This is a genomic window from Planktothrix prolifica NIVA-CYA 540, assembly GCF_963864145.1.
In the GTDB taxonomy this organism is placed as follows: Bacteria; Cyanobacteriota; Cyanobacteriia; order Cyanobacteriales; family Microcoleaceae; genus Planktothrix; species Planktothrix agardhii.
In genome coordinates, this window is the sequence record NZ_CAWLTW010000001.1 from 2,130,083 (window position 1) to 2,152,704 (window position 22,622).

At 40.8% G+C, this 22,622-nt stretch carries 21 protein-coding genes and 1 pseudogene; 10 read left to right on the forward strand and 12 right to left on the reverse strand.

Going from position 1 to position 22,622, the window contains the following annotated elements; all coding sequences use genetic code 11:
• From AC559H_RS09860 to AC559H_RS09885, 6 genes are all read right to left on the reverse strand, one after another.
• The coding region (locus AC559H_RS09860) for a DUF1156 domain-containing protein (protein WP_193372587.1) at positions 1-1,382 on the reverse strand (1,382 nt) is incomplete at its 3' end.
• 29 nt (positions 1,383-1,411) lie between these two features.
• A complete protein-coding gene (locus AC559H_RS09865; protein WP_036831800.1) occupies positions 1,412-2,065 on the reverse strand; it encodes a hypothetical protein in 654 nt (217 codons plus the stop codon).
• Positions 2,055-5,552 (reverse strand): helicase-related protein, encoded by a 3,498-nt coding sequence (locus AC559H_RS09870; RefSeq protein ID WP_026794460.1) that lies wholly within the window; start codon positions 5,550-5,552, stop codon positions 2,055-2,057. The genes AC559H_RS09865 and AC559H_RS09870 overlap by 11 nt, the downstream gene beginning before the upstream one ends.
• 495 nt (positions 5,553-6,047) lie before the next feature.
• Positions 6,048-6,614 (reverse strand): Uma2 family endonuclease, encoded by a 567-nt coding sequence (locus AC559H_RS09875; protein WP_026788980.1) that lies wholly within the window; start codon positions 6,612-6,614, stop codon positions 6,048-6,050.
• Between the two features lie 63 nt (positions 6,615-6,677).
• On the reverse strand, positions 6,678-7,097 hold the full coding sequence (locus AC559H_RS09880; protein WP_052338637.1) for a type II toxin-antitoxin system VapC family toxin: 420 nt from the start codon (positions 7,095-7,097) through the stop codon (positions 6,678-6,680).
• Positions 7,094-7,342 carry a hypothetical protein gene (locus tag AC559H_RS09885; RefSeq protein ID WP_026788979.1) on the reverse strand — a complete coding sequence of 83 codons (249 nt, stop codon included), beginning with the start codon at positions 7,340-7,342 and terminating at the stop codon, positions 7,094-7,096. The genes AC559H_RS09880 and AC559H_RS09885 overlap by 4 nt, the downstream gene beginning before the upstream one ends.
• A gap of 146 nt (positions 7,343-7,488) precedes the next feature.
• On the opposite strand from AC559H_RS09885, the pseudogene AC559H_RS09890 reads away from it, so the two are divergent.
• From AC559H_RS09890 to AC559H_RS09905, 4 genes and pseudogenes are all read left to right on the forward strand, one after another.
• Positions 7,489-7,638, forward strand: a pseudogene (locus AC559H_RS09890) (XRE family transcriptional regulator); the annotation flags it as partial.
• Positions 7,639-7,773: 135 nt separating this feature from the next.
• The gene (gene ribBA, locus AC559H_RS09895) at positions 7,774-9,501 is read left to right on the forward strand and encodes a bifunctional 3,4-dihydroxy-2-butanone-4-phosphate synthase/GTP cyclohydrolase II (protein WP_237745554.1); all 1,728 of its coding nucleotides are present in this window, start codon (positions 7,774-7,776) and stop codon (positions 9,499-9,501) included.
• Positions 9,502-9,752: 251 nt separating this feature from the next.
• Positions 9,753-11,519, forward strand: a complete 1,767-nt coding sequence (locus AC559H_RS09900) for a helicase HerA domain-containing protein (RefSeq protein ID WP_026794462.1) — start codon at positions 9,753-9,755, stop codon at positions 11,517-11,519.
• A 790-nt stretch (positions 11,520-12,309) separates the two neighbouring features.
• Positions 12,310-13,308, forward strand: coding sequence for an RNA polymerase sigma factor, RpoD/SigA family (locus tag AC559H_RS09905; protein ID WP_036831795.1), 999 nt, complete (start codon positions 12,310-12,312; stop codon positions 13,306-13,308).
• A 214-nt stretch (positions 13,309-13,522) separates the two neighbouring features.
• Here AC559H_RS09905 and AC559H_RS09910 read toward each other — a convergent pair whose 3' ends face one another.
• Together AC559H_RS09910 and cobQ are read right to left on the reverse strand one after the other, a co-directional pair.
• Positions 13,523-13,756, reverse strand: coding sequence for a 2Fe-2S iron-sulfur cluster-binding protein (locus AC559H_RS09910; protein ID WP_026794463.1), 234 nt, complete (start codon positions 13,754-13,756; stop codon positions 13,523-13,525).
• Positions 13,757-13,792: 36 nt separating this feature from the next.
• On the reverse strand, positions 13,793-15,259 hold the full coding sequence (gene cobQ, locus AC559H_RS09915) for a cobyric acid synthase CobQ (protein WP_026794464.1): 1,467 nt from the start codon (positions 15,257-15,259) through the stop codon (positions 13,793-13,795).
• Between the two features lie 115 nt (positions 15,260-15,374).
• Between cobQ and upp the strand changes: the two genes are divergently transcribed.
• The 3 genes from upp (at position 15,375) to AC559H_RS09930 (ending at position 16,770) form a co-directional block, all read left to right on the forward strand.
• Positions 15,375-16,052: a uracil phosphoribosyltransferase gene (gene upp / locus AC559H_RS09920; protein WP_026794465.1), complete on the forward strand. Its 678-nt coding sequence runs from the start codon at positions 15,375-15,377 to the stop codon at positions 16,050-16,052.
• A gap of 31 nt (positions 16,053-16,083) precedes the next feature.
• A complete protein-coding gene (locus AC559H_RS09925; protein WP_026788972.1) occupies positions 16,084-16,380 on the forward strand; it encodes a ssl2009 family thylakoid membrane protein in 297 nt (98 codons plus the stop codon).
• 102 nt (positions 16,381-16,482) lie between these two features.
• Positions 16,483-16,770, forward strand: coding sequence for a YggT family protein (locus AC559H_RS09930; RefSeq protein WP_026794466.1), 288 nt, complete (start codon positions 16,483-16,485; stop codon positions 16,768-16,770).
• A 140-nt stretch (positions 16,771-16,910) separates the two neighbouring features.
• On the opposite strand, the gene trxB is transcribed toward AC559H_RS09930, so the two are convergent.
• Both trxB and AC559H_RS09940 read right to left on the reverse strand, forming a co-directional pair.
• Positions 16,911-18,272: a thioredoxin-disulfide reductase gene (gene trxB / locus AC559H_RS09935; RefSeq protein ID WP_026794467.1), complete on the reverse strand. Its 1,362-nt coding sequence runs from the start codon at positions 18,270-18,272 to the stop codon at positions 16,911-16,913.
• Positions 18,273-18,366: 94 nt separating this feature from the next.
• A complete protein-coding gene (locus AC559H_RS09940) occupies positions 18,367-18,930 on the reverse strand; it encodes a Uma2 family endonuclease (protein ID WP_026794468.1) in 564 nt (187 codons plus the stop codon).
• Positions 18,931-19,413: 483 nt separating this feature from the next.
• On the opposite strand from AC559H_RS09940, the gene AC559H_RS09945 reads away from it, so the two are divergent.
• The 3 genes from AC559H_RS09945 (at position 19,414) to AC559H_RS09955 (ending at position 21,332) form a co-directional block, all read left to right on the forward strand.
• Entirely contained in the window at positions 19,414-20,082 is a 669-nt protein-coding gene (locus AC559H_RS09945; RefSeq protein ID WP_026794469.1) for a class I SAM-dependent methyltransferase, read from the forward strand.
• A 246-nt stretch (positions 20,083-20,328) separates the two neighbouring features.
• Entirely contained in the window at positions 20,329-20,511 is a 183-nt protein-coding gene (locus tag AC559H_RS09950; RefSeq protein WP_026788968.1) for a CsbD family protein, read from the forward strand.
• Positions 20,512-20,717: 206 nt separating this feature from the next.
• Positions 20,718-21,332 (forward strand): GerMN domain-containing protein, encoded by a 615-nt coding sequence (locus AC559H_RS09955; RefSeq protein WP_026788967.1) that lies wholly within the window; start codon positions 20,718-20,720, stop codon positions 21,330-21,332.
• On the opposite strand, the gene accB is transcribed toward AC559H_RS09955, so the two are convergent.
• Together accB and efp are read right to left on the reverse strand one after the other, a co-directional pair.
• The gene (gene accB, locus AC559H_RS09960) at positions 21,329-21,865 is read right to left on the reverse strand and encodes an acetyl-CoA carboxylase biotin carboxyl carrier protein (protein WP_026788966.1); all 537 of its coding nucleotides are present in this window, start codon (positions 21,863-21,865) and stop codon (positions 21,329-21,331) included. The two genes, AC559H_RS09955 and accB, sit on opposite strands and share 4 nt — an antisense overlap.
• A gap of 118 nt (positions 21,866-21,983) precedes the next feature.
• A complete protein-coding gene (gene efp, locus AC559H_RS09965) occupies positions 21,984-22,541 on the reverse strand; it encodes an elongation factor P (protein ID WP_026788965.1) in 558 nt (185 codons plus the stop codon).
• Between the last annotated feature and the right edge of the window lie 81 nt (positions 22,542-22,622).

The window sequence follows — 22,622 nt, forward strand, 5'->3', positions numbered from 1 at the left end:
GGGCTAGGGGTGAGGGTCTTCACCAGTCTTGTTAGTGTCACTAATGCCAGTAATTGTCTAGGGGTGAATAAATCGCCCCAGTGTTCCATGCCATAAAGTTGTACTCGAAAACCAAGTGAGCCTTGTGGTGGTAATGGTTCATTTGGAATCAAATCTAAACTTGTAAACTCTCTTAATGCTGTAACTGCTTTCTCATTTGCTTCTAAATCCTGTAAACTTGGCAACCGATAAAATCTTCCCTGTGTACTTGGCTTTAATAACACTACACAAAATAAACGAGCATCATTAGCTCCACCTTTTCTTATTTTTAGTTGCCTTCTTGTCGATACCACAGGAGTAGTAAAACCCGTTACAGGACAAGTTCCCGAACCCCTGGCCACCGTTCCCTTTTCAACTTCCTTCTCACTTTTCGGCTCAAAAATCTCCAATAAAGGACGGCGCACCTTGCGCGTTACTCCATCGGCATAAGTTACTTCTAACGTCTCAGTTTGCACCACACCCGAAGCATCCCTTACCCATCGCAAAGCCTTATTTCTCCCAGCCTTCTTCGCTAACCACAAAGACCGCATCAAAGGCACTTCCACAGGAATCCCCGTACCATCATCGGGAGCTTCTGAAATAATCGTCCTAGCCCATAAATAAGCAATAGGGGTACTACCATCCTCATCTTTAGGATAAAACTCTGCTAACTCCTTCTCAGCCTCCTCCTTCACCCATTGTCCCCATTTTCTCACCTCATCAGCTAAACGTTGCCCATATTTGGGGATATATTCCAAAACCACCTTATTTAACAACACTGCCACCGGATTGAGGTCACTGGCAAAAGCATCCGCCCCCACTCGTAAAGCCTCTAAGGGTATCGAACCACCACCCGCAAAGGGGTCAACCACAAGAGGGCGCGTCCCCACTTCCCCACCTAACGCTTCATGGGCTGCTTGAGTCAAAGCCCTCGCTGTTTCCAGATAATCAGACTGAGTTGAATTATCCCAATTAGCAAAATCCGCAATAAAATCTAGCAATAAATAGCGCAAACTGTTTAAATGCTTTGGATTCTGCGGATCTAGTGCATTTTCAGGTTTAACTAATATTTTCCATTTACTCCAATTTTCTGGCGAACAGCATCCATCTGCGGCTGCTTTCTGAGCAAACTTAGTAATAATTTCTACCGCTTGATCTCGAAATCTTTGGGGACATAAACTATCAACCGGATCAATCCACAATGAAGCACAAATCACCGCCCGACAAGCTGCTAATGGTCGCCGCGCCCACCATATATGTAGAGTTGAAATATGTCCATGTCTAATTGATTTCTCCCGTCTGGCATGGGCAGAAATACGTTTAATAGGTAGGTCAACTTCGATTAGGCGTTTGGGATAGATCATAATTTAGGAGTTAGTAAATTTAAGTTGGATTAGGTTAATAAATATAAATTTTTACCATTTAAAATTGCCACCAGAATACTCATTAAATCTTTTAGATCATCAGGTACACGGTATAAATGCAAATCTTGAATTACACTCTTAGTCTGACGATCTAACAAACCGAATTGCCAGACTTTACCAATTGATACAGCCCCATAAATATATCTTTGTCCATCTTCAATAATATGAGCTAATGCCACCATTTCTACGGCTAATTGCTTAAAGCCACGCTCTAAATTTTCATCTTTTGCCTCAATTACTAAAAATTGATGATTTACCTCACCATTAGATTTGATATTAGATTCGATGAAATAATCTAACTCTCCCCTCAATTGATTATTCACAGTTAAAGTATAAGCAACCTTCAAATAAGATTTGGTATAGTCAATTAAATCCATCAAAACCGGGGCAATTAAAAACTCACGCCTTGCCATTTCGTTGTCAAAAGTGATATAAGGTAAACTCTTGTTTAGTCTTTTTTCTAAAGCATCAAATTCTACTAAATCACAAACACTTTTCACAAAAGTTAATAATTTCATTTCAAAGGAATAACCAAAATAGTTGAGAATTTCTTCTGGATAAAAATTTAGCTTAAAGTAATCTGAAAAACTCAACGAATCTGGTAAGGTAATATTACGAATCATTACTATTTTCCTCCTGATTTTCAGTCGCCAGAATTAGATTTGCCCCAATTTGATAATGTTTCACTTTTACCACTGCTTCCCACTCTAATTGAGATGGGTCTTGAATGGGGTGAACTTCTGGCTTGGTTGCACAATTAAACACCACATACAACCAATAATCTTGTTTAAGACGCTCGGCGGTACGGTATTCATTATCACTTAAAGCGACCCGTCCAACCTGAGATCGCCCTTTAACCTCAATAAACTTGACCGCGATCGCCGTCTTGGGATCTTCTGGGTGAAGTTGGCGCGAAATCAAGTCAAAACCACGATTTTCAGACTCTACAGTTTCAACTTGCCAACCCTGTGCTTCTTCATACGCGATCACCGCATTAACAGCAATGCGCTCAATTTCAGCATTACTAACCATTGGTGCAATATCAGGCGCGTAACGCTCAGGATGAGGTAACACCCATGCCCTACCTTTTGGCTCAATGGCAGCTATCATACAGTTACCCTCCTGTGTTAATTCTATCCTGCGCCGATCGAATCTTGTATTTAATTCATCCAGACGATCTTCAGCTTGTTTCAAACGCCCATCTAAACCCGTTTCTTCTGACCCTGATTCCTTTTTAACAAATAATTCACCATATTGAATCTGTAAACGATCAATAATTGCCAATAAACTAATTTCCGTATGGTCAGAGATTATTTTAATTTCTCGCTCTCTTTCGCGCTGCATTTCTAACAGAAATCCGTTTAACTCAGATTCAATCAAAAACTGTTCAAGCTGTAGACTATCTGGTAAATTAAGATGATCAGGAAATTCACTTGTTTCCGTTGCAGGTATTAAGTCAAGAAAAATCGTTGGTTGTTTGAGCGATAAAGTTTGGTCTAATTCAGTTTGCACCACATATAAACGCTCATGGAGTTTATTACCACGCCCATCTTGAAATACCACCAAATAAACATCTAATCTTGCGGGTTGGTTGCGATGCAAGTCATAAAATACCGCGCCATGTTGCAAGTCTTGTTCTGTTTGTTTTAGTACCTCTTTTCGCACACACTCAAACAGAGGATGTCCTGGTGTCACCCATTCCACCGTAGGATCTAAATCGAGAACTTTTTTATCAAAAGCAATCTGCTTATATTCCCGTCCCAGTTTACCAAAACGCGATTCTTGATCATCCCCTGTTGCCCAAAGATGGCGCGGGATACGTCCAATGCGATAGCTTTTGCCCATCTCCCCCCCTCGTCCTTTGGGATTCGGGTTGGAGGTGATAGCTTTAGGATGAATACCAACAATAGAAGATGCTTCAACAAAGAAATTTTCGACTACTTCAGGCACTAATCGCTTTTCCTTAGCATCAGTAGATCTGCCAATCAAATTAGATAAATTTAGTTCGCGTTTTGCTAGTCCCTCTAATGCCGATTTGGTAATTCTGCGAAAATGTTCCGTATCTACCTGACTGACAATCCGATCTTTAATCACATCTTCGGTGAGATTACGAGCATACATCTCCCTGAGCATTTTTTCAATTTGATTTGCCGGAAAAACATCGCCTAAAACATTGAAAACTTTGCCCGTATTTTCAGGATCAAGATCAGCCTCAATTTTTTGAAGACGTTCAAATAGTTTCCAAAATACGCTCCCTTCACGGGTATTTGTAGAAACAAAATTAAAAATCAAACAGTCTTTTTCCTGTCCATAACGATGAATTCTGCCCATGCGTTGTTCTAAACGAACAGGATTCCAAGGAATGTCATAGTTAATCATTAGCCAGCAAAACTGAAGGTTAATCCCCTCACCCGCCGCTTCCGTTGCTACTAATACTTGACAATCTTCTTTAAACTCACGCTCGGCATAAATGCGGGTATTGGGGGTATTGCGATCGCCTATATTCATCCCTCCATGAATTTGGGTAACACTCAAACCCCACTGTTTAAGCTTGCCTAGAGGACGTTCATTTTTACCATCACCTGCTAAAAAGTCAAGGGTATCCTTATGTTCAGTAAAAATCAGCAGCTTCATTTTGGGATCGTTAAAAAAGCCTTTTTCTACCAATAACTGCTTCAGTCGTTGTAATTTTGATTCAATTTCACGATGTTCTAAATCTTTCGCTAATTTAATCAGCTTATTAAGTATTCTAATTTCATCTTGTAAGGCAATCGGATCAATATTGGCTATTACATTTTCGAGATCACCTAAAATCTTTTCTTGAGCTTCTTCGGTTAGTTCGTCAAAATCATCAGGTAATTTCCGTTCAATTAATTCCTGACGGTATGCTGCTGGATTTTCGAGGATATACTTACGCTTTTCACACATCCGTTCCAGACTGCGGCGCACAGCATAAACACTTGAGGCAAAACGCCTCTGTAACATCGCCATCGTAAACCCTAAAGCTCGTCCACGATTGGAGTCATCCATTGCTGCCTTAATTGACTGATCTTCAACATAGCGTGTCAATTCATCGTAAAAATCTAGCTCATCGTTATTAATTTGAAAATCGGCAGTTTGGACAATGCGACGAGTAAAAAGCTTTTTTACTTCTCCAGTTTCCGGGTCAGGAAATGTGACCAGTGCTTCCTTAGTTCGACGTAGATAGAAAGGAGCATGATTACGTTTCATCGCCTCTTCTAAGCTGCTTACATCCCCATAAACATCACGATCCAGTAAGGCTAAAAACAAACAAAAGTTTTTCGGATCGCCCTTGTGGGGGGTAGCAGTCATCAGTAAATAGTGATCGGTCATTTCTGACAACTTCTCACCGAGTTGATAAGCTAGTGTTTTTTGATCAGAACTATAGGCACTCATCTTATGGGCTTCATCAACAATGATTAAATCCCAATGGCTACGCAACAGGCTTTCCTTAGCATCATCAACCCGCGAAATCCAAGAAACTGAAGTAACAACTTGATTTTTATCTTGCCAGGGATTTGCACCATAATTAGCACGCAGAATATCACCGCGCACTACTTCAAAATCTTCACGAAACTTGTCTTTCATTTCGCGTTGCCACTGAAATGTCAGGTTTGCAGGTGTAACAATCAGGACGCGCTTAACTAATCCTCTAGCCTTCAATTCTTTAAGTAGTAAACCTGCCATAATCGTTTTACCCGCACCTGGATCATCGGCCAATAAAAAACGGATTCGCGGTTGCTTCAAAAAATAGTCGTAAACGGCTTCAAGTTGGTGGGGTAGGGGATCAACTCGTGCAACGGTAAGGGCGAAAAATGGATCGTATTCATAAGCTAAACCTAAGCGCATTGCCTCAATCCCATAGCGAAACTTCTGGGCATCGCCATCAAAGGGTTCTTGTTCTGGGGTAGCTTCAAGCTGGGCAATCTGTTCAGAGGTTAAGAATGGTTGGTGTACTTGATTTGTATTAATTCCTTGCCCAAACAGTTTGACTCCATCCATCATCGGTTGGACAGTTATCACTTTTACTGGTTCAGAGAATATTGAACCGCGAATGATCATACCTTGCTTCAGTTGTTCTGGTTTCACTATCTCGCTCTACTTCACAAAATAAAAGGAAGATTACTTTGACACTCTCAGGTCTGAAGACGCGCTCGATTCTTGGTTCAACGAAACCACTTAATCAAAGTACCTTGCAGTGCTTTAACCAGAGGTGGGATTCTCCCCAAGCTAAAGAGCGGGTATGCCCTACCCTATTCGCATTAATGCGAGTTCTTTTTTGCTTAAAAACTGTTCGTCTAGCTCCCATGAATCTTTTACCAACTGCTGGGGGAAAACTAGAACTTTGCAGTAGAACCCTATAGATTCAATTGTCAAGGGCTCTCCTGAGCGCAGTCGAAGGGTTCAGCGTTTTGCCGTTAGGCGACTAGGTTTTTATACAGGTTGTTTACCTTTTCCTGTTACTGGATATATTAACATAGATTGAAGAAATATTCACGGGGGTTAAAACCCCCTGAGTCGCTTTTCATCTGGTGGTCTGAAGACACTCAGTTTTCAAGCTCCCAGACTTATGTTATAAAATCTTTATTGAAATTTTAACAACCCCAAAACATCGGCTGCTGAAATTTGCCAACTTTCTATCACACTGAGAACAGGTAAAATATCGGCATCATATTTAACTTCTGGTAATTGATTGGGTTGAAAAACCATCACAGATTTATCATCTGGGTCAATGAACCAACCTAACTTTGTTCCCTGTTTAAGAGAGAAAATAATCTTGTTAATCACGCGGTTAGGAGACTGTTCGGGGGAAAGAATTTCAATGATCCAATCTGGGGCAATTTCCACTCGGTTTGAAATTTCTCCATCTTCATCAACAGGAATGCGCGACCACTCGAATACGGCAATATCTGGGACAAGAGAACGCCCAGCAAACGTGCATCGTAATTCTGTAAGTCCATAAATTAATTGCTGCGGTTCGCCAACTTGATTAATAATGGTTACTAAGCGAGTTTGCAGAATACTGTGTTTTCCTTGGGGCATTGGTTTTTGATAAATTTGACCGTCAATGTACTCGCAAGCGGGTTTAGTTTCCGGCAATTGCAGGAACTCTTCTAGGGAAAAATTTGTAGTTAATTGAACTGATGTCATGGTAATCATTAATCCTTTGATTCAAATAATCCTAAAGAACAAATAATTTGAGGTTCTCGTTTTTCAGTTTCTTCTGCGATCACCATTCTGAGTTAGTGATGCAGCAAAGCTAGACGGTGAAGTCTTTTCCTCCGGTGTTCCCTCCCCCCCAAGCCCCCGTGCACGGGGGGTTTGGGGGGGGTGTTTGAATTCTTGGTAAGTTTCTTCGCTTTGAGCGATTTTAAATGTAAAAGATTCATGGCTTTGAGGAATAACATTGATATGGCTATCAGTCACCACTTGAGTAAGTAACTGAAAAACAGCTTTTTTCATAGGTGATGGAAAGGAGGCAAAAAAATTAATTGTTTCTGTTAATACTTCTTCTGTTGTTACCAATTGAATATTATTAAGATTGCGACTATAATCCCTAACGGACTGATGCCATGAGTCAGCCACATTAATTAAAGCGACCCAATAAAATGTATTGACAAAAAGAGTTTTCATAATTCTTGATGGAGGTTTTTAGACAGGTAAAAATCATGATTTTCCGCCCCGTCTTTTGGCAATTGACTTAAAACTTCTTCAGGAATATCTTTAATAATATCATCTGCTACTTCCCAAATGGGTTTATACGGTTTTTCTGTCGGTTTAACGGCTTGCTTAAGAGATCGAATGAAATCTAAGACCTCATCCAGTTGAGAACTAGGAATTTGTTCTAATTCCTGTAGAATTATTTCTTTGGTTGTCATAGTGTTTTTAGTAATTAATGTAAGTTAATTATACCATCTTAGTAAATTGTATCAGATGCGATCGCATTCCAACACATGAACCCAGTCAGAAAAGCGATCACCTTTTTTTTAAAGGAGCGATCACGCTATGATTATGGACTCAAAAGCAGGCTGCTGTATTTTTTGGCGAAACTCAACCTCGGATTAGCGATTTGATCAACGGTGATATCGAAAGATTTAGTATTAATAAATTAGTAATAATGATAGCTCAAGCGGGTATGGATATTCACGTTGAGGTAAATATAAAAGTAGCCTAAAAGTGTTTTGAATTCGTCAGTTGAGATATTTTTCTGCAACTACCCCGGCAAAATCAAATCCCTTTCAGTTAGAATAGGATCTCAATTGATCAACAGCGTTACAATTAATCAATAAGCGTTGATGAGAAAACGATTTTGAACGAGTCCGTGCTACCGACAAACCCCTACCAATTCGATACTATAGAAGCCGCCCTAGCCGATCTCAAAGCCGGGCGCTGTGTTGTCGTGGTGGATGATGAACACCGCGAAAACGAAGGCGACTTAATTTGTGCCGCCCAATTTGCTACCCCCGATATGATTAACTTCATGGCGGTGTACGCCCGGGGATTAATTTGTTTGGCCCTAACTGGAGAGCGTCTGGATCAGTTAGACTTGCCCTTAATGGTGACTAAAAACACCGACGCCAACCAAACCGCCTTCACCGTTAGTATTGATGCGTCCCCTCAAATGGGCGTTTCTACCGGAATTTCCGCCGATGACCGCGCCCGCACCATTCAAATAACGATTAACCCAGGGACTCGTCCCGAAGATTTACGACGTCCGGGCCATATTTTCCCCCTGCGCGCTAAAGATGGCGGGGTATTAAAACGAGCCGGACATACGGAAGCCGCCGTGGATTTATCTCGGTTAGCGGGGTTATATCCTGGGGGCGTGATTTGTGAAATTCAAAATCCCGATGGGTCAATGGCGCGACTTCCCGAATTAATTGAATATGCTAAAGTTCACAATTTAAAATTAATTACTATTGCGGATTTAATTAGTTATCGCCTCCAACATGACCGTTTTGTGTATCGAGAAACCGTGGCTCAATTACCGACACAATTTGGGGATTTTAAAATTTATGCCTATCGTAATTCCTTAGATAATACGGAACATATTGCATTAGTTAAAGGTGATCTGGAAAAATTAAAAGAAATGCCCGTAATGGTGCGGGTTCACTCCGAATGTTTAACCGGAGATTCCTTCGGATCTTTGCGTTGTGACTGTCGAATGCAGTTACAAACAGCGATGAAAATGATTGATTATGCCGGATCAGGAGTGATTATTTATCTCCGCCAAGAAGGACGCGGTATTGGATTAATTAATAAGATTAAAGCCTATTCTTTGCAGGATATTGGATTTGATACCGTTGAAGCTAATGAAAGATTAGGTTTTGCTCCTGACCTACGGGATTATGGCATGGGGGCGCAAATGCTGAATGATTTAGGGGTGCGTAAAATTCGTTTAATTACTAATAATCCCCGTAAAATTGCCGGGTTAAAAGGCTATGGGATTGAAATTGTGGATCGGGTTCCCTTAATTATTGAAGCCACGGATTATAATACGGTTTATTTGGCTACAAAAGCAGAAAAATTAGGGCATTTATTATTACAAACCTACTTAATTACTGTGGCTATTAATTGGGATGAATCTCAACCTTTAGTTGAAAATCCAGAAGCAGAATATATGGAGTCAAAACGCAATAAAACCTCAATTCTCAGCAGTTATGAACGGTTAGAAAAGTTGAGATTTTTAGCTAAAACCAATGATTTACTATTACAAGAAGAAGCTCGACCCGTAACAACCGCTTTATTTGATCAAGCACAATTAATTGTTAATTTAGGCTTTGATCAAGCCGGAGTCGCCGATCCCCATTGGTATCAACAACTAGATCATCCCTACCTGAAAGCCATTACCCAAATTTTAGATCAAATTACTCAATGGCCCCATCTCCAAAAACTACAATTTATCATTTCTTCCGGGGTTGATCCCCTAACCAATTTACAGGTACAACTCCATCGGGAACAATTTCCCCTAACTCAACTTCCTTCTTCCATTTGTCAACAATTACAACCCCAAACCATTTATAGTTTTTCATCCTAAATAATAGGAAAAAATAAACAAATATCAAAAAATCCCCCGTTGTTGGGCTTTAGCCCATCCTGTTAGGGCTAAAGCCCAACAACGAAGTTCTTTCAATCTCTTGACGAAAAACAATAAACATTCTTATTGTAAAATGTAAGTTGTAATTAATTTTATGGCAAAATGTTGAAGTATGAACAATACAACAACCAGCTATAAACCCCCAATGCGTAACCAAAGTTACCCATTGCTCACCCCCAAAAAACTTCACTATGACTACTGAAAAACCTCTAGGTTCTGTCATTCAAGGTTCCCTGACCAAAGGTTTAGAAGTTCGCTTACATCCCGATGTGTCTGTAGAAGAAATGCGGGTAGGAAAATTTTTAGTCGTGCGAGGAAAGCGATCGCATTTTTTCTGTTTATTAACTGATGTCTCTTTAGGAACATCCAGCTTGCGAATTATCGCCAACCCACCTCACCCCGATGATGATTTTTTACAAGCAATTTTAGCCGGAAATAGCACCTACGGAACTATTGAACTCAGCCCGATGTTGATGTTAAGTCGGGAAGTCTCAGAACGAGAAGAAGAAATTATTCGTGTTATCGCCCAACAAGAAAAAACCGTAGGGGCGAGGTCTTCTCGCCCTCTTAATAATGGAAAATCTGCGATCGCTTCATTCCAAACCCAAACCAATAACACCGAAATTGAACTCTTACCAGTAAAAACCATTCCCGTACATTTTTCCCAGGTTTATGAAGCCAGTGAACGGGATTTTAGAATCATTTTTGGTTGGGAAGATGACCCCACTCGGCGCAATTTTGCCATCGGTAAACCCCTGGATATGGATGTGCCAGTTTGTTTAGATTTAGATCGGTTTGTAGAACGCAGTAATGGAGTTTTCGGAAAATCGGGAACCGGAAAATCCTTTTTAACCCGGTTATTATTATCGGGAATTATTAAGAAGAAAGCCGCCGTTAATTTAATCTTTGATATGCACTCAGAATACGGCTGGGAAGCGGTATCGGAGGGCAAACAATTTAGTACGGTTAAAGGGTTAAGACAACTGTTTCCTGGTCAAGTAGAAGTCTATACGCTTGATCCTGAATCTAGCCGACGCCGAGGGATTAAAGATGCACAGGAATTATATCTAAGCTATGCTCAAATTGAGGTAGAAGATATTATGTTAGTGCAACGGGAATTAAATCTTTCCGAAGCTAGTATTGATAATGCTAATATTCTCCGTAGTGAATTTGGCTCATCTTGGATTTCTCAATTGTTATCCATGACTAACGAAGAAATTCAACTATTTTGTGATGAACGCCGGGGACATAAAGGTTCAATTATGGCGCTCCAACGGAAATTACTACGGATGGATAATTTAAAATATATGCGTCCTACTTGTCCGTTTAATTATGTCGATAGAATATTACAATCTTTGGACGCGGGAAAAAATGTTGTAGTGGAGTTTGGATCGCAATCAGATATGCTATCCTATATGTTAGTAACTAATATGATCACTCGTCGTATTCATCACGCCTATGTGAAAAAAGCCGAGAATTTTTTAGCCTCTAAAAATCCCGTAGACCGTCCGACACAATTAGTAATTACTATTGAAGAAGCTCACCGTTTTTTAGATCCAGCTATTGTACGTTCTACTATTTTTGGAACTATTGCGCGAGAGATGCGAAAATATTTTGTGACTCTATTAATTGTTGATCAACGTCCCTCTGGTATTGATGCGGAAGTCATGTCTCAAGTTGGAACCAGAATTACAGCTTTATTAAACGATGATAAAGATATTGATGCAATTTTTACCGGGGTTTCTGGAGGACAAAGCTTGCGGTCGGTGTTATCAAAATTAGATTCCAAACAACAAGCATTAGTCTTAGGTCATGCTGTCCCGATGCCCGTTGTAGTTCGCACCCGTCCCTATGATCAAACATTCTATGAAGAAATTGGAGAAACGGACTGGACACAACAATCCGATGAAAAGGTATTAAAAGCAGCGGCTTTAGCTAAGGATGATTTAGGATTTTAAAATTTGGAAACCAAAAATTAAGATGATTTTAATATTTCCTATTGAAAAATAAAACCTTATAGCTTATAGTGTTATTATACAAAAAAACAGTTCATATTTTCTCTGTTTTATACCGTCGGTTTTGATACTCGAAAAGATTCTAATAATATCGGGGCAGTTTTAGCTTATAATCCCCTAACAGGTGTTCCTATTCCTAATCCTAATAACCCCAATTCTAATATCTTTGTTGGCCCAGATTCCCGCTTAAATCGACCCATTGGAATTACTTCTTATACACCACCACTATTTAGCGGGAGTCAATTTAATGAAACTTTCTCAGTAATCAGTCCCAATCTCGCTGTAGTCTAATTTATTGGCTGTCAAAATTTGTTTGCATGGGCATGGGAGAACCCATACACCCTGAAACCGATACCTGAAAGTTCGGTTATTACTCAATTACTACAGTTGTACTATCAAAACAATCAGGGCATGATGAAAATATGTTAATAAAATTGGCTACGATGGGAGGTTGCGCCATGAAACCCTTGACTTTTAACCCTAGTTATATGTCATAATCTTGTCAGGACGTTTATTAGCCCTAGGCTCTGGAGAGGAATCCTCTATTTAATCCTAACGAAAAATCAAGATAGGACAGAATTAGTCTTTACGGAGACAGACAGAATTCGGAATCCTTCCCAGAATCAAAGTGCGGGGGAGCCTTTGTTGTCGATTCCGGTATAAGTTCCTGTAGAGAGATGAAAAAAATTTGCTGCCCCTGTAAATTCTGTTTTTAGGAGTGTAATTCATAGTCATGCCAACTGTCAATACTACATACAAAGAGCAAATGGCTTCCAGAAGCACTCGACCTGCAACTACCGACGCAGTTCGTACCTATTTGCATGAAATTGGGCGCGTTCCCTTACTGACCCGAGAACAGGAGATTACCTACGGTAAGCAGGTACAGACCATGATGCAACAGTTGGAAGCGAAAAATACTCTCGCAGAACAACTGGGTCGGGAACCGAGTCAGCAAGAGTGGTCTGATGCGGTAGAAATGAGTCAAGATGAACTTCAAACCATCTTGAAGCAAGGACGTCGGGCTAAGGGAAAAATGATCGAGGCCAACCTGCGTTTAGTGGTCTCCATTGCTAAGAAATATCAAAAACGCAACATGGAATTTTTGGATTTAATCCAAGAAGGAACCCTGGGTTTAGAACGGGGTGTGGAAAAATTTGATCCCATGCGGGGATATAAATTCTCGACCTATGCTTACTGGTGGATTCGTCAAGCTATTACCCGCGCCATTGCCCAAACTTCTCGCACCATTCGTCTGCCGATCCATATTACCGAAAAACTGAACAAAATTAAAAAAGTTCAACGGGAGTTAGTACAGAAATTAGGCCGCAACGCCACTCCGGGGGAGATTGCTCAGGCGTTAGAGTTAGACCCGGCTCAAATTCGGGATTATCTGTTGGCGTCTCGTCATCCGGTTTCTTTGGATTTGCGGGTGGGGGATAATCAAGATACGGAATTGCAAGATCTCCTCGAAGATCATAATACCTCCGCCGATGCTTTTGTCACCCAAGAGTTACTGCGTCAGGACTTGAAAAATTTACTGGCGGACTTAACAGCCCAACAACGGGAAGTTATTACCCTGCGCTACGGGTTGGAAGATGGTAAGGAGATGTCCCTGTCTAAAGTGGGGGTGCAAATGAGCATCAGTCGTGAACGGGTTCGTCAACTGGAAAGCCAAGCGTTGAACCACCTGCGCCGTCGTAAAGCTCAAGTTCGAGAATATTTAGCTAGTTAGTCATTAGTTAAAAAAAACACCTGTAGGGGTTGGGTTTCCCAATCCCTATTTTTTTATATAGCAGTAATTCAAACAGTTAGGATATTAACAATAACGTCAAACCCATTACCGATCACGGATTTAAGCGGATTACGCAGATTAACACAGATTAAAATCCGTGAAATCCGTGAAATCCTCTGAAATCCGTGATCCCCATTACCCATTACCCAACATCCTACCAACTCGGGTCACTATAAATATTAATAGTCATTTCAGTTTTTCCGGGGGGAACAGCAGAAATACAAGCACAGATAAAATTATCTTCGTCTATTTCTACTTCACAAGCATGACAAGACCCCATTAAACACCCGGTAGGAATCACCACACCTGCCCGTTTTGCGACGTCTAATAAGGGTTCTCCTGGTTGGGCTTCAATAGTAACTTCGTCGGGTAAAAAATGTATTTTCATAATTAGTTTTAACCGCTAAAAATCAGATTTTTAAACTTAACCCAGAATAGATTTAAGATCCAAATGAGCTTCTACCGTATCTGCTAATACATCTAATAATATTTCTCGCTGTTCTCGATAATTAGCAATACCAGTAGGTAAAGGATTTAAACCCCTGGCTTTTCGCAGATGATTTAGCCAAGTTCGTCTCCAAGATCCATTATCAAAAATTCCATGTAAATAATGCCCCCAAATAGATTTTTGACCATTGACATATCCTAAATTTTGGTCATCAAATAAAGGAAAAATATCATTAGCATCTAAGAGTTGAGTTCGTCCCTGATGAATTTCATAGCCTTCAACGGGTAAATTTTTCTGGGGATAATTAGAAGTTACTAACCGTTGACGGGAGGTTTTTTGATTAGAAATTACTGTTTTTAGAGCTAATAATCCTAACCCTTCATAATCTCCTTGCTCGCCTTCTAAACCATAGGGATCAGATACAACTTTTCCTAACATTTGATAACCGCCACAAATTCCCATAACTTGACCCCCGGCTTGTATATAATTTTTAATTTGATCAGCCATTCCCGATTCTTTTAATACTTGCAAATCTGATATAGTAGTTTTAGAACCGGGAAGAATTACAGCATCGGGATGTCCTAAATATTCAGCCGGGTTAACATACTTAATACTAACCGTTGATTCCGAATCCAAAGGATCAAAATCGGTGAAATTAGAAATGCGAGGAAAACGGATCACGGCAATGGTTAATTCCGTTTGGGGAGAACTAGAAGGACGATCTAATAAACTTAAAGAATCCTCTGCGGGAAACGGATTATCAATCCAAGGAATCACCGCAACTACCGGAATTTTTGTATATTCCTCTAACCAGATAATCCCAGATTCTAAGAGCGATCGCTGTCCCCTAAATTTATTGATCACAATACCGCAAATTAACGCCCGTTCATCGGGTTCTAATAATTGTAAAGTTCCCACAACATGGGCAAAGGCGCCACCCCGATCAATATCAACTACTAATAAGGTTTTCGCATTTAAGTATTTAGCCACCCGCATATTAGTTAAATCTCGATGTTTGAGATTAATTTCCGCCGGACTTCCCGCGCCTTCACAGACTAAAATATCAAATTCTTGGGTTAAATATTCTAAACATTCAGTAATTGCTTTCCAACCCCGATCAAAATATTGTTCATAATAATCACTAGCTTTCACCACCCCCACAGGTTTACCTTTCAAAATCACCTGAGAGGTCATATTCCCTTGGGGTTTCAATAAAATTGGGTTCATCGTCACCGAAGGAGTAACTCCTGCCGCCCAAGCCTGTACCGCTTGAGCATAACCCATTTCCGATCCCCCCGGAGAAACATAGGAATTGAGGGCCATATTTTGCCCTTTAAACGGTGCCACTTTCACCCCGCGACGGTGTAAAATCCGACAAATGGCCGTAACCATCATTGATTTTCCGGCGTGGGAAGTCGTTCCCACAATCATAATTGCTTTCATAAAGATAATTCTAAAGGCAAAACAATATTTTAATCCGTAAGGATAACTTAAAAACCTTTAACAATAGCCTAGCAATGTTATGGGATGATAGTTGAGAATTTCCAACAGTTTTGATATGGCTCCTCAACTGCGTATTTATGTCCCACCCCATCCTCTGATTAAACATTGGTTAGGGGTTGCTCGTGACCAGGCGACGCCTCCGGGTTTATTTCGGACGGCGATGACGGAGTTAGGACGTTGGCTGACCTATGAAGCGGCGAGGGACTGGTTACCGACCCTGGAAACAACGGTACAATCACCCTTAGCCGAATGTAATGCAACTTTTGTTAATCCTGAAGTTCCCCTAATTGTAATTCCAATATTACGGGCGGGTTTAGCCTTAATGGAGGGAATTCAAAGCGTTGTACCTCTATCTTCGGTATATCATTTAGGCATGGTACGCAACGAAGAAACCCTAGAGCCTACTTGCTACTTAAATAAATTACCCGCCCAATTTGACCCCCAAACCCGGGTGATCATCAGTGAACCCATGTTAGCAACCGGGGGAACAATTATGGCGGTGATGGCCGAACTTACCCAACGTCATCTTGACCCGGCTTTAATTAGAATTATTTCCATTGTCGCCGCCCCCCCAGCGTTACAAAAGTTAAGTCAAGCCTATCCCAGTTTGCAAGTATATACCGCTATTATTGATTCGGAAGTTAATGCACAGGGATTCATTATACCAGGATTAGGGGATGCGGGCGATCGCACCTTTGGCACCTTCGACCGTCTGCCTACCCAATCGGAGTAAAATCAAGCTATTCTGACATAGTGGTTAAATTATGGGTAATCGAGACGGCTTTACGAGTGGATTCTTCCTCGGTGCAACGTTAGGAGGTTTGGTTGGGGGGGTATTAGGGGTGGTACTTGCCAACCGCATCAGTAATCAAGATCGGGTTGAACCTCTGTTAGAAGCACAGGGAAAATCGGGGAAGGCGACTAAATTGACGGGGGAAAATATGGAAACTTCCCGGTTGGGTTTGGAGGATAAAATAGCTCAACTCAATCAGGCTATTGATGATGTTCGTCAACAGTTAGGCAGTGTCAATGGCAATGGTGGGTCGGAAACCGAAAATTAATTGATTCTAGCTGCTGGTTTGAATCTATCCCCTGGTTTCCAATGTGGTACACTGGGGAACATAACTTTATGTCAAATTTCAGTCAAACATCCAAAAAATTTTATGGCACTTCCTTTAGGTTTACTCGCTAGTACCCTGGCACAGTTCCTGAACATTTATATGTTGATCCTATTTGTTAGGATTCTATTAAGCTGGTTTCCGACAATTAATTGGTATGATCCGCCCTTTTCTATCTTAAGCCAATTAACTGATCCCTACCTCAACCTATTCCGGTCTTTTATTCCCCCTTTAGGTGGAATTGATTTTTCTGCGATTATTGCTATTTTTGCCTTACAATTTGGTTCCCAAGTCATTATTGCTTTATTAGGAAGTATGCAGCAAGTATTTTAACTCAAACGTAGTAAGCCCTTCAGGGCTTATTTCTTCCCAATTTAAGTTAGGAGTCCTAAAGGACTCACTACGGTAGTAAGCCCTTCAGGGCTGTCTTTTCCTAATTGAGTTAGGAGTCCTGAAGGACTCACTACATTGTTTTATGAATTTTTCTCAATTAATTCTCGATATAAACTCTTGGGTTTAACGCCTTTGAGGTTTTCAATTAAATCCTTATTTTTGAAAAACTGCACCGTTGGAGTCCCAACTACCCCGGCATTTTGGGCAATGTCAGGATCTTCTTCAATGTCAATTTCAATATAATGAATCTTACCCTCAAATTCAGCCACGACTTTATCTAAAATCGGTTTGAGGGCATGACAAGGCCCGCAGGTTGGCGAAGAATATTTTACCATAATTAAGCGATCGCTATCATGGTAAAGTTTCCGCAACGCATAACCCCCGGTATGGCGAGTATTCTGGATATCGAAATTCTCGGAAGTAGTATTTTGAGGTGGAGTTGACTTCGGGGTTTCCACTTCCGGGGTTTCCGTCTGTTGAAATTCCTCCCCTAACCCATTTAGCGATAACCAACGTTCTGCTAACATCGCCCCCATACAACCACTTCCCGCCGCCGTAATTGCCTGACGAAACTCATGATCCTGGACATCCCCCACCGCATAAACTCCTTCCACGCTAGTTTCAGGAGTCCCGTGTTTCGTAACAATATATCCTACCTCATCGAGTTCTAACTGTCCTTGGAAAACTTGGGTATTAGGAGTATGACCGATAGCATAAAATAAACCCTGTACAGGTAAATCTTGCTGTTCTCCCGTCTGATTATTCTTAATTTTAATTCCGCCTAATTTGCCATTCCCATACACATCAAGCGCCTCGGTATGCCAATGTACGGTAATTTTAGGATGGGTAATCACCCGTTGCTGCATAGTTTTACTCGCCCGTAGTTCATCCCGTCTAACTAATAAATGAACATGGGTGGCATATTTAGTTAAATAAACCGCTTCCTCCGCAGCCGTATCTCCTCCCCCAATTACCGCTAATTCGACTCCTTTGAAAATTGGACTCGCCCCATCACAAATAGCACAGGCGGAAATTCCCGCATTCCAAAAGGTTTCTTCCTGGGGTAAATTTAACCGTTTCGCCGTTGCCCCGGTAGCAATTACAATAGTATGGGTTTTGATTTCCCTGTCTTCCGATTTAACCGTAAACGGACGTTGACTCAAATCAACGGAAATCACATCCTCGGTAAAGAGTTCCGCCCCCCACCGTTGGGCTTGGGCTTTGATTCTATCCATGAGTTCTGGCCCGGTAATGCCTTCGGGAAAACCTGGGAAGTTCTCAACTTCTGTAGTGGTCATTAACTGTCCCCCCGGTATCCCCCCAATTTGATAGCCTTCAAAGACCACGGGTTTCAAATTCGCCCGTCCTGCATAGATGGCGGCGGTATAGCCCGCAGGCCCAGAACCAATAACTACAAGGTTTTCAACGGTTGGGTTGGTCATTTTTATTTCAAACTCATAACGACTTCATATAATCGGATTATAGCAATTTATTTCCTAATCTGGCGAGGTAATAATAGGGGTTTTTAAAGAATCCTTAAACGCCTTCATAAATCTCTTGTAAACACATTTCCACTTTCACGGACTCTAATTTTAGTAGATCAGTCTCAGTTTCTAATATGTGTAAAAACCATTGTTTATCATTTCCCCGACGGTAAATCATAACTAACAGTTGTTCCGGTTCAACTAATATATATTCCTGTAAACTTTCTACAGAGCGATAAAAACCAAACTTCCGCCCTTGATCATAATCCCTGGTCGAATCAGATAAAACCTCAATAATAGCGACTGGATTTGTTACAGTTGTTTGACTTTCAGTGTAATAAATCGGTTCTCCTGCTATTAACATAAGATCAGGATAGGTAAAAAGATTAAACTCCGGTATCCATAACCGAACATTTTCCGTATAAACTTTTCCTTTTATTTGACGTAAATGGGGTTTAAGTAACAAACATAAATTTGTCACTACTTCATTATGATTAGTTGTTCCTCCTGCCATTGGTATCATATCTCCATTGACCAATTCATGACGAATTTCTGCTTTTGCTTCTAATTCCAGATATTCTACCGGAGTATAAGTTTTTTGTGCTAATTGTGTCATTTTAACGTTGATAATTTTAATATTTTTGACAGTTTACATTTTTTAATTATAAGCCTTTTTGAACTATTGCTCAAAGATCGGGTCAAAAGCAAGTTAATATAAGAATTAATTATAGTTCCAGAGAATTGGTTTTAAATTTTAAAAGATTTAGCCCAAAAGCCAGATTTTTGCCCAGAGATTATTGCTAATTACTTGCAATTACTTGACGGAATCATGGGGTTTGGGGTATGATGGGGAAAATGAACATCTGGGGAAGTATAACTTGACCTCAAAACCCTATCCTCAAACCCAGTAAATTCGTAAAAAGTTATAAAACCCTGACGTAATTTAGGCGCGACGACGCACGAGTTTTTCTAAAAACTGAAGGGGTAATTTTGAGGAGGTTGACAAAAAAGCAATTTTGTGCATTAGCTCCAGGGACTTCCCACTTCCCCCAATTAACCATACTATATTTTGAGATCAGGTTAATTAAGAGTAATAATGATAGAACGTATTCCCGAAGCAGAAGTTATGGATACTTGGGAAGAAGCCAGCGAATATGATGCGATGGACTTTAGCCAAGTTAACCAAGAATTTGCCGAATTAGCCCTAGAATTAGGGCCAGAAACCGGATTAATATTAGATGTGGGAACCGGGACAGCCCGAATTCCAATTTTAATAACTCAAAAGCAACCCCAATGGCAAATTACCGGAATTGATTTATCGGCAAATATGCTATTTATTGGCAATCAAAATATTGAACAAGCGGGGTTAGAGGAACAAATTAAATTAGAACAAGTGGATGCGAAACAGTTACTCTATACGGATGATCAATTTGATATGGTAATTTCCAATAGTATTGTTCACCATTTAGCAGATCCTCTACTATTTTTTCAAGAAATTCAGCGCGTGTTAAAACCCCAGGGGGGAATATTTCTGAGAGATTTAACTCGTCCGAGTAGTGAAACTGAACTTAATACTTTAGTTGAACAGTATGCTGGAAATTGTAATGACCATCAGAAAAAACTATTTAGAGATTCCTTACAAGCTGCCTATACCTTAGATGAAATTATTAATTTTGTCGAGTCTGTGGGTTTAGAGAAGATAAGAATTTATCAGTCTTCTGATCGCCATTGGACAGCCGAACGCTCCTATCCTTCTTCCCAAAATTAGAAAACATTGGCTAAACTTGTACTGAACTTAACCTTTAGGAAAACATGAGAATGCTGAAAACCTAAAATCTTAATCCGAACTCATTCATTATATTTTGGATTAATTGAATAGATATCTGTCTTAAGGAAGACTCTTTTTCGGTGTGCTTGCTATTAATATTTATACAGATAACTAAGCCAACTGTAAAAAATTAGTATAGTTCAATTCGGTTTATTTAGCTGTAATCAAGCCAATACGGAGGATATCATGAGTTTAGAAAATCGCGTTAAAGCAACTGCCAAAAATATTGAAGGTAAAATTCAAGAAACCGTGGGGGATATAACTGGAGATCCCGAAACTCAAGCGGAAGGAAAAGCCAAGCAAGCCGAAGCAAAAGTCCGTCATACGGTTGAAGATGTAAAGGACGCAACCAAAGACGCCATTAACTAATCAGTTATCAGTTATCAGTCATCAGTCATCAGTTATCAGTCATCAGTGAAGAAGTTATCATTCTGTTGGATATTTTTGATGTTAATATTTTAAGGGTAATTATAGTATATTATTTTTGAGACTGGCTTGGTTTATCCCTGGTCAGGTTTTTTGATGTTAGACCTTGATCAGAATTTCAGTTGCTACGAAAATAAAATTTAAAATCAATGGAAGATCCCCAAAAGACTCGTGTTATTCCCGTTGGAATTATGGCAGGAATTGCCGCCTGCTTAATTGCTGTGGGCGCAGGGTTAAGCTGGTGGACATTAAGCTCCCGTTCTCCCAAAGAACCCGTTGTTTCCTCCCCAACCCTAACCTTACCACAGCCCACTCCCTCGCCATCGGAAACCGTTGAGAAAACCCTGGCTATTTATTGGGTAGATAATAAAAGCGGTAAGTTGGCGATTATTTCTCAACCTGTACAAATTCAAGCCCAAAATGACCCGACGGTATTTTTAAATATCGCCCTGGATCGATTATTAGCCGGGGTTTCTGACCCGAATCAATTTAGTGAAATTCCTAAAGGAACAAAACTTCTGAACTTAACCACCAAAAATGATGAAGTTTATGTGGACTTATCCCCAGAATTTACCCAAGGCGGGGGGAGTGCATCCATGACTGGACGCTTAGGACAAATCGTTTATACTTCTACGACCCTTAACCCCAACAGCAAAGTTTGGCTGTCCGTTGCCGGAAAACCTTTAACGGTATTGGGGGGCGAAGGTTTAGAAATTCCTCAACCAATCACTCGCTCAATTTTTGATCGGGAATTTCGGTTTTAATCCGGCTTAATTTTAATTAACGGCTGGCCATATTCAACGGGGGAACCATTCTGAATTAAAATTTCCATGACTTGGCCAGAAAATTCGGCCTCAATTTCATTCATCAACTTCATGGCTTCAATAATGCAAACGCTCTGACCCGTAGAAATGCGATCGCCAATTTCCACAAAAGGCACTTCATCCGGTGCGGGAGAACGATAAAAGGTTCCCACCATTGGGGAAGTAATTTCGACCCACTTCGATTCCGGCGAAAGAGGTGGAGGAGCAGCCACTGGCGTTGCTGGGGTCGCTGTAGTGAGATTTTCCCCAACTGGAGGAACAATCGCAGTGGGCACCACCGGAGACGACACCAACTGTGAACCAACCCCCGCAGCCGTTAACAGAGTTTCAACCGAGGATAAAGCCTGAGATCCGGGCGAAACTTCTTTACGAACGGTCAGTTCAAAATCTGCGCTTTTGAGTGTTAGCTCTGAAATATTAGTTTTATCGAGATCAGCCAGCAGTTCACGAAGCTGGTTCAAATCTAGTTGCACAGTTGGTATGTCTCCCCTAAATTTGCAGTCTATCTTGATTCAGTCCGTTGGGTGTATGTTTGACCCATCGCCCAACAGTCTAAACCGCTTAAATATGAAATCATAGTTCGGCGAGTTTTCACTCTCGACCTTGGTAGCTGTCGGTACGGGTATCAATCCGAATTCGTTCCCCTTTAGTAATAAATAAGGGAACCATCACTTGAGCACCTGTTTCCACAATAGCGGGTTTTGTACCCCCCGTGGCGGTATCTCCTTTGACTCCGGGATCGGTTTCGACTACTTCTAAGGTGACAGAGTTCGGGAGTTCCACTTCCAAAACCTGTTCTCCCCAACGAACCACGTTAACGGTCATGCCATCTTTGAGGTATTTAACCCGGTCGCCAATTTCAGATTCCTTCAAATGGGCTTCTTCATAGGTTTCCATATCCATGAAAACGAAGTCTTCCCCTTCTTTATAGGTATGTTGCATTTCGCTTTTTTCCAGGGTCGCTTGAGGAACAGTCTCTCCCGCCCTGAAAGTGCGTTCTACCACACTACCCGTCTGTGAGTTTTTGAGTTTTGTCCGCACAAAAGCAGAACCTTTTCCGGGCTTAACGTGCAGAAATTCTATTACACGCCAGACTGAACCATCTAATACAATCGTGACACCTGTGCGAAAGTCGTTACTGGAAATCATGCAAACACTAATACCTGGGCAGAATAATCGGCATCCTATTTTACCCCAGAATGGGGAACAGGGGATTAATTTTTTTCCTGC

Excerpts from the sequence above, each read along its gene's own strand:
- AC559H_RS09930 (WP_026794466.1), top strand. The coding sequence starts at position 16,483 with ATGGCACTTCCTTTAGGTTTACTCGCTAGTACCCTGGCACAGTTCCTG.
- AC559H_RS09880 (WP_052338637.1), bottom strand. The coding sequence starts at position 7,097 with ATGAAAACTCTTTTTGTCAATACATTTTATTGGGTCGCTTTAATTAAT.
- upp (WP_026794465.1), top strand. The coding sequence starts at position 15,375 with ATGGCTCCTCAACTGCGTATTTATGTCCCACCCCATCCTCTGATTAAA.
- efp (WP_026788965.1), bottom strand. The coding sequence starts at position 22,541 with ATGATTTCCAGTAACGACTTTCGCACAGGTGTCACGATTGTATTAGAT.
- AC559H_RS09905 (WP_036831795.1), top strand. The coding sequence starts at position 12,310 with ATGCCAACTGTCAATACTACATACAAAGAGCAAATGGCTTCCAGAAGC.
- trxB (WP_026794467.1), bottom strand. The coding sequence starts at position 18,272 with ATGACCAACCCAACCGTTGAAAACCTTGTAGTTATTGGTTCTGGGCCT.
- AC559H_RS09925 (WP_026788972.1), top strand. The coding sequence starts at position 16,084 with ATGGGTAATCGAGACGGCTTTACGAGTGGATTCTTCCTCGGTGCAACG.
- AC559H_RS09885 (WP_026788979.1), bottom strand. The coding sequence starts at position 7,342 with ATGACAACCAAAGAAATAATTCTACAGGAATTAGAACAAATTCCTAGT.
- AC559H_RS09865 (WP_036831800.1), bottom strand. The coding sequence starts at position 2,065 with ATGATTCGTAATATTACCTTACCAGATTCGTTGAGTTTTTCAGATTAC.
- AC559H_RS09955 (WP_026788967.1), top strand. The coding sequence starts at position 20,718 with ATGGAAGATCCCCAAAAGACTCGTGTTATTCCCGTTGGAATTATGGCA.
- AC559H_RS09900 (WP_026794462.1), top strand. The coding sequence starts at position 9,753 with ATGACTACTGAAAAACCTCTAGGTTCTGTCATTCAAGGTTCCCTGACC.
- AC559H_RS09910 (WP_026794463.1), bottom strand. The coding sequence starts at position 13,756 with ATGAAAATACATTTTTTACCCGACGAAGTTACTATTGAAGCCCAACCA.
- AC559H_RS09950 (WP_026788968.1), top strand. The coding sequence starts at position 20,329 with ATGAGTTTAGAAAATCGCGTTAAAGCAACTGCCAAAAATATTGAAGGT.
- AC559H_RS09940 (WP_026794468.1), bottom strand. The coding sequence starts at position 18,930 with ATGACACAATTAGCACAAAAAACTTATACTCCGGTAGAATATCTGGAA.
- cobQ (WP_026794464.1), bottom strand. The coding sequence starts at position 15,259 with ATGAAAGCAATTATGATTGTGGGAACGACTTCCCACGCCGGAAAATCA.
- AC559H_RS09875 (WP_026788980.1), bottom strand. The coding sequence starts at position 6,614 with ATGACATCAGTTCAATTAACTACAAATTTTTCCCTAGAAGAGTTCCTG.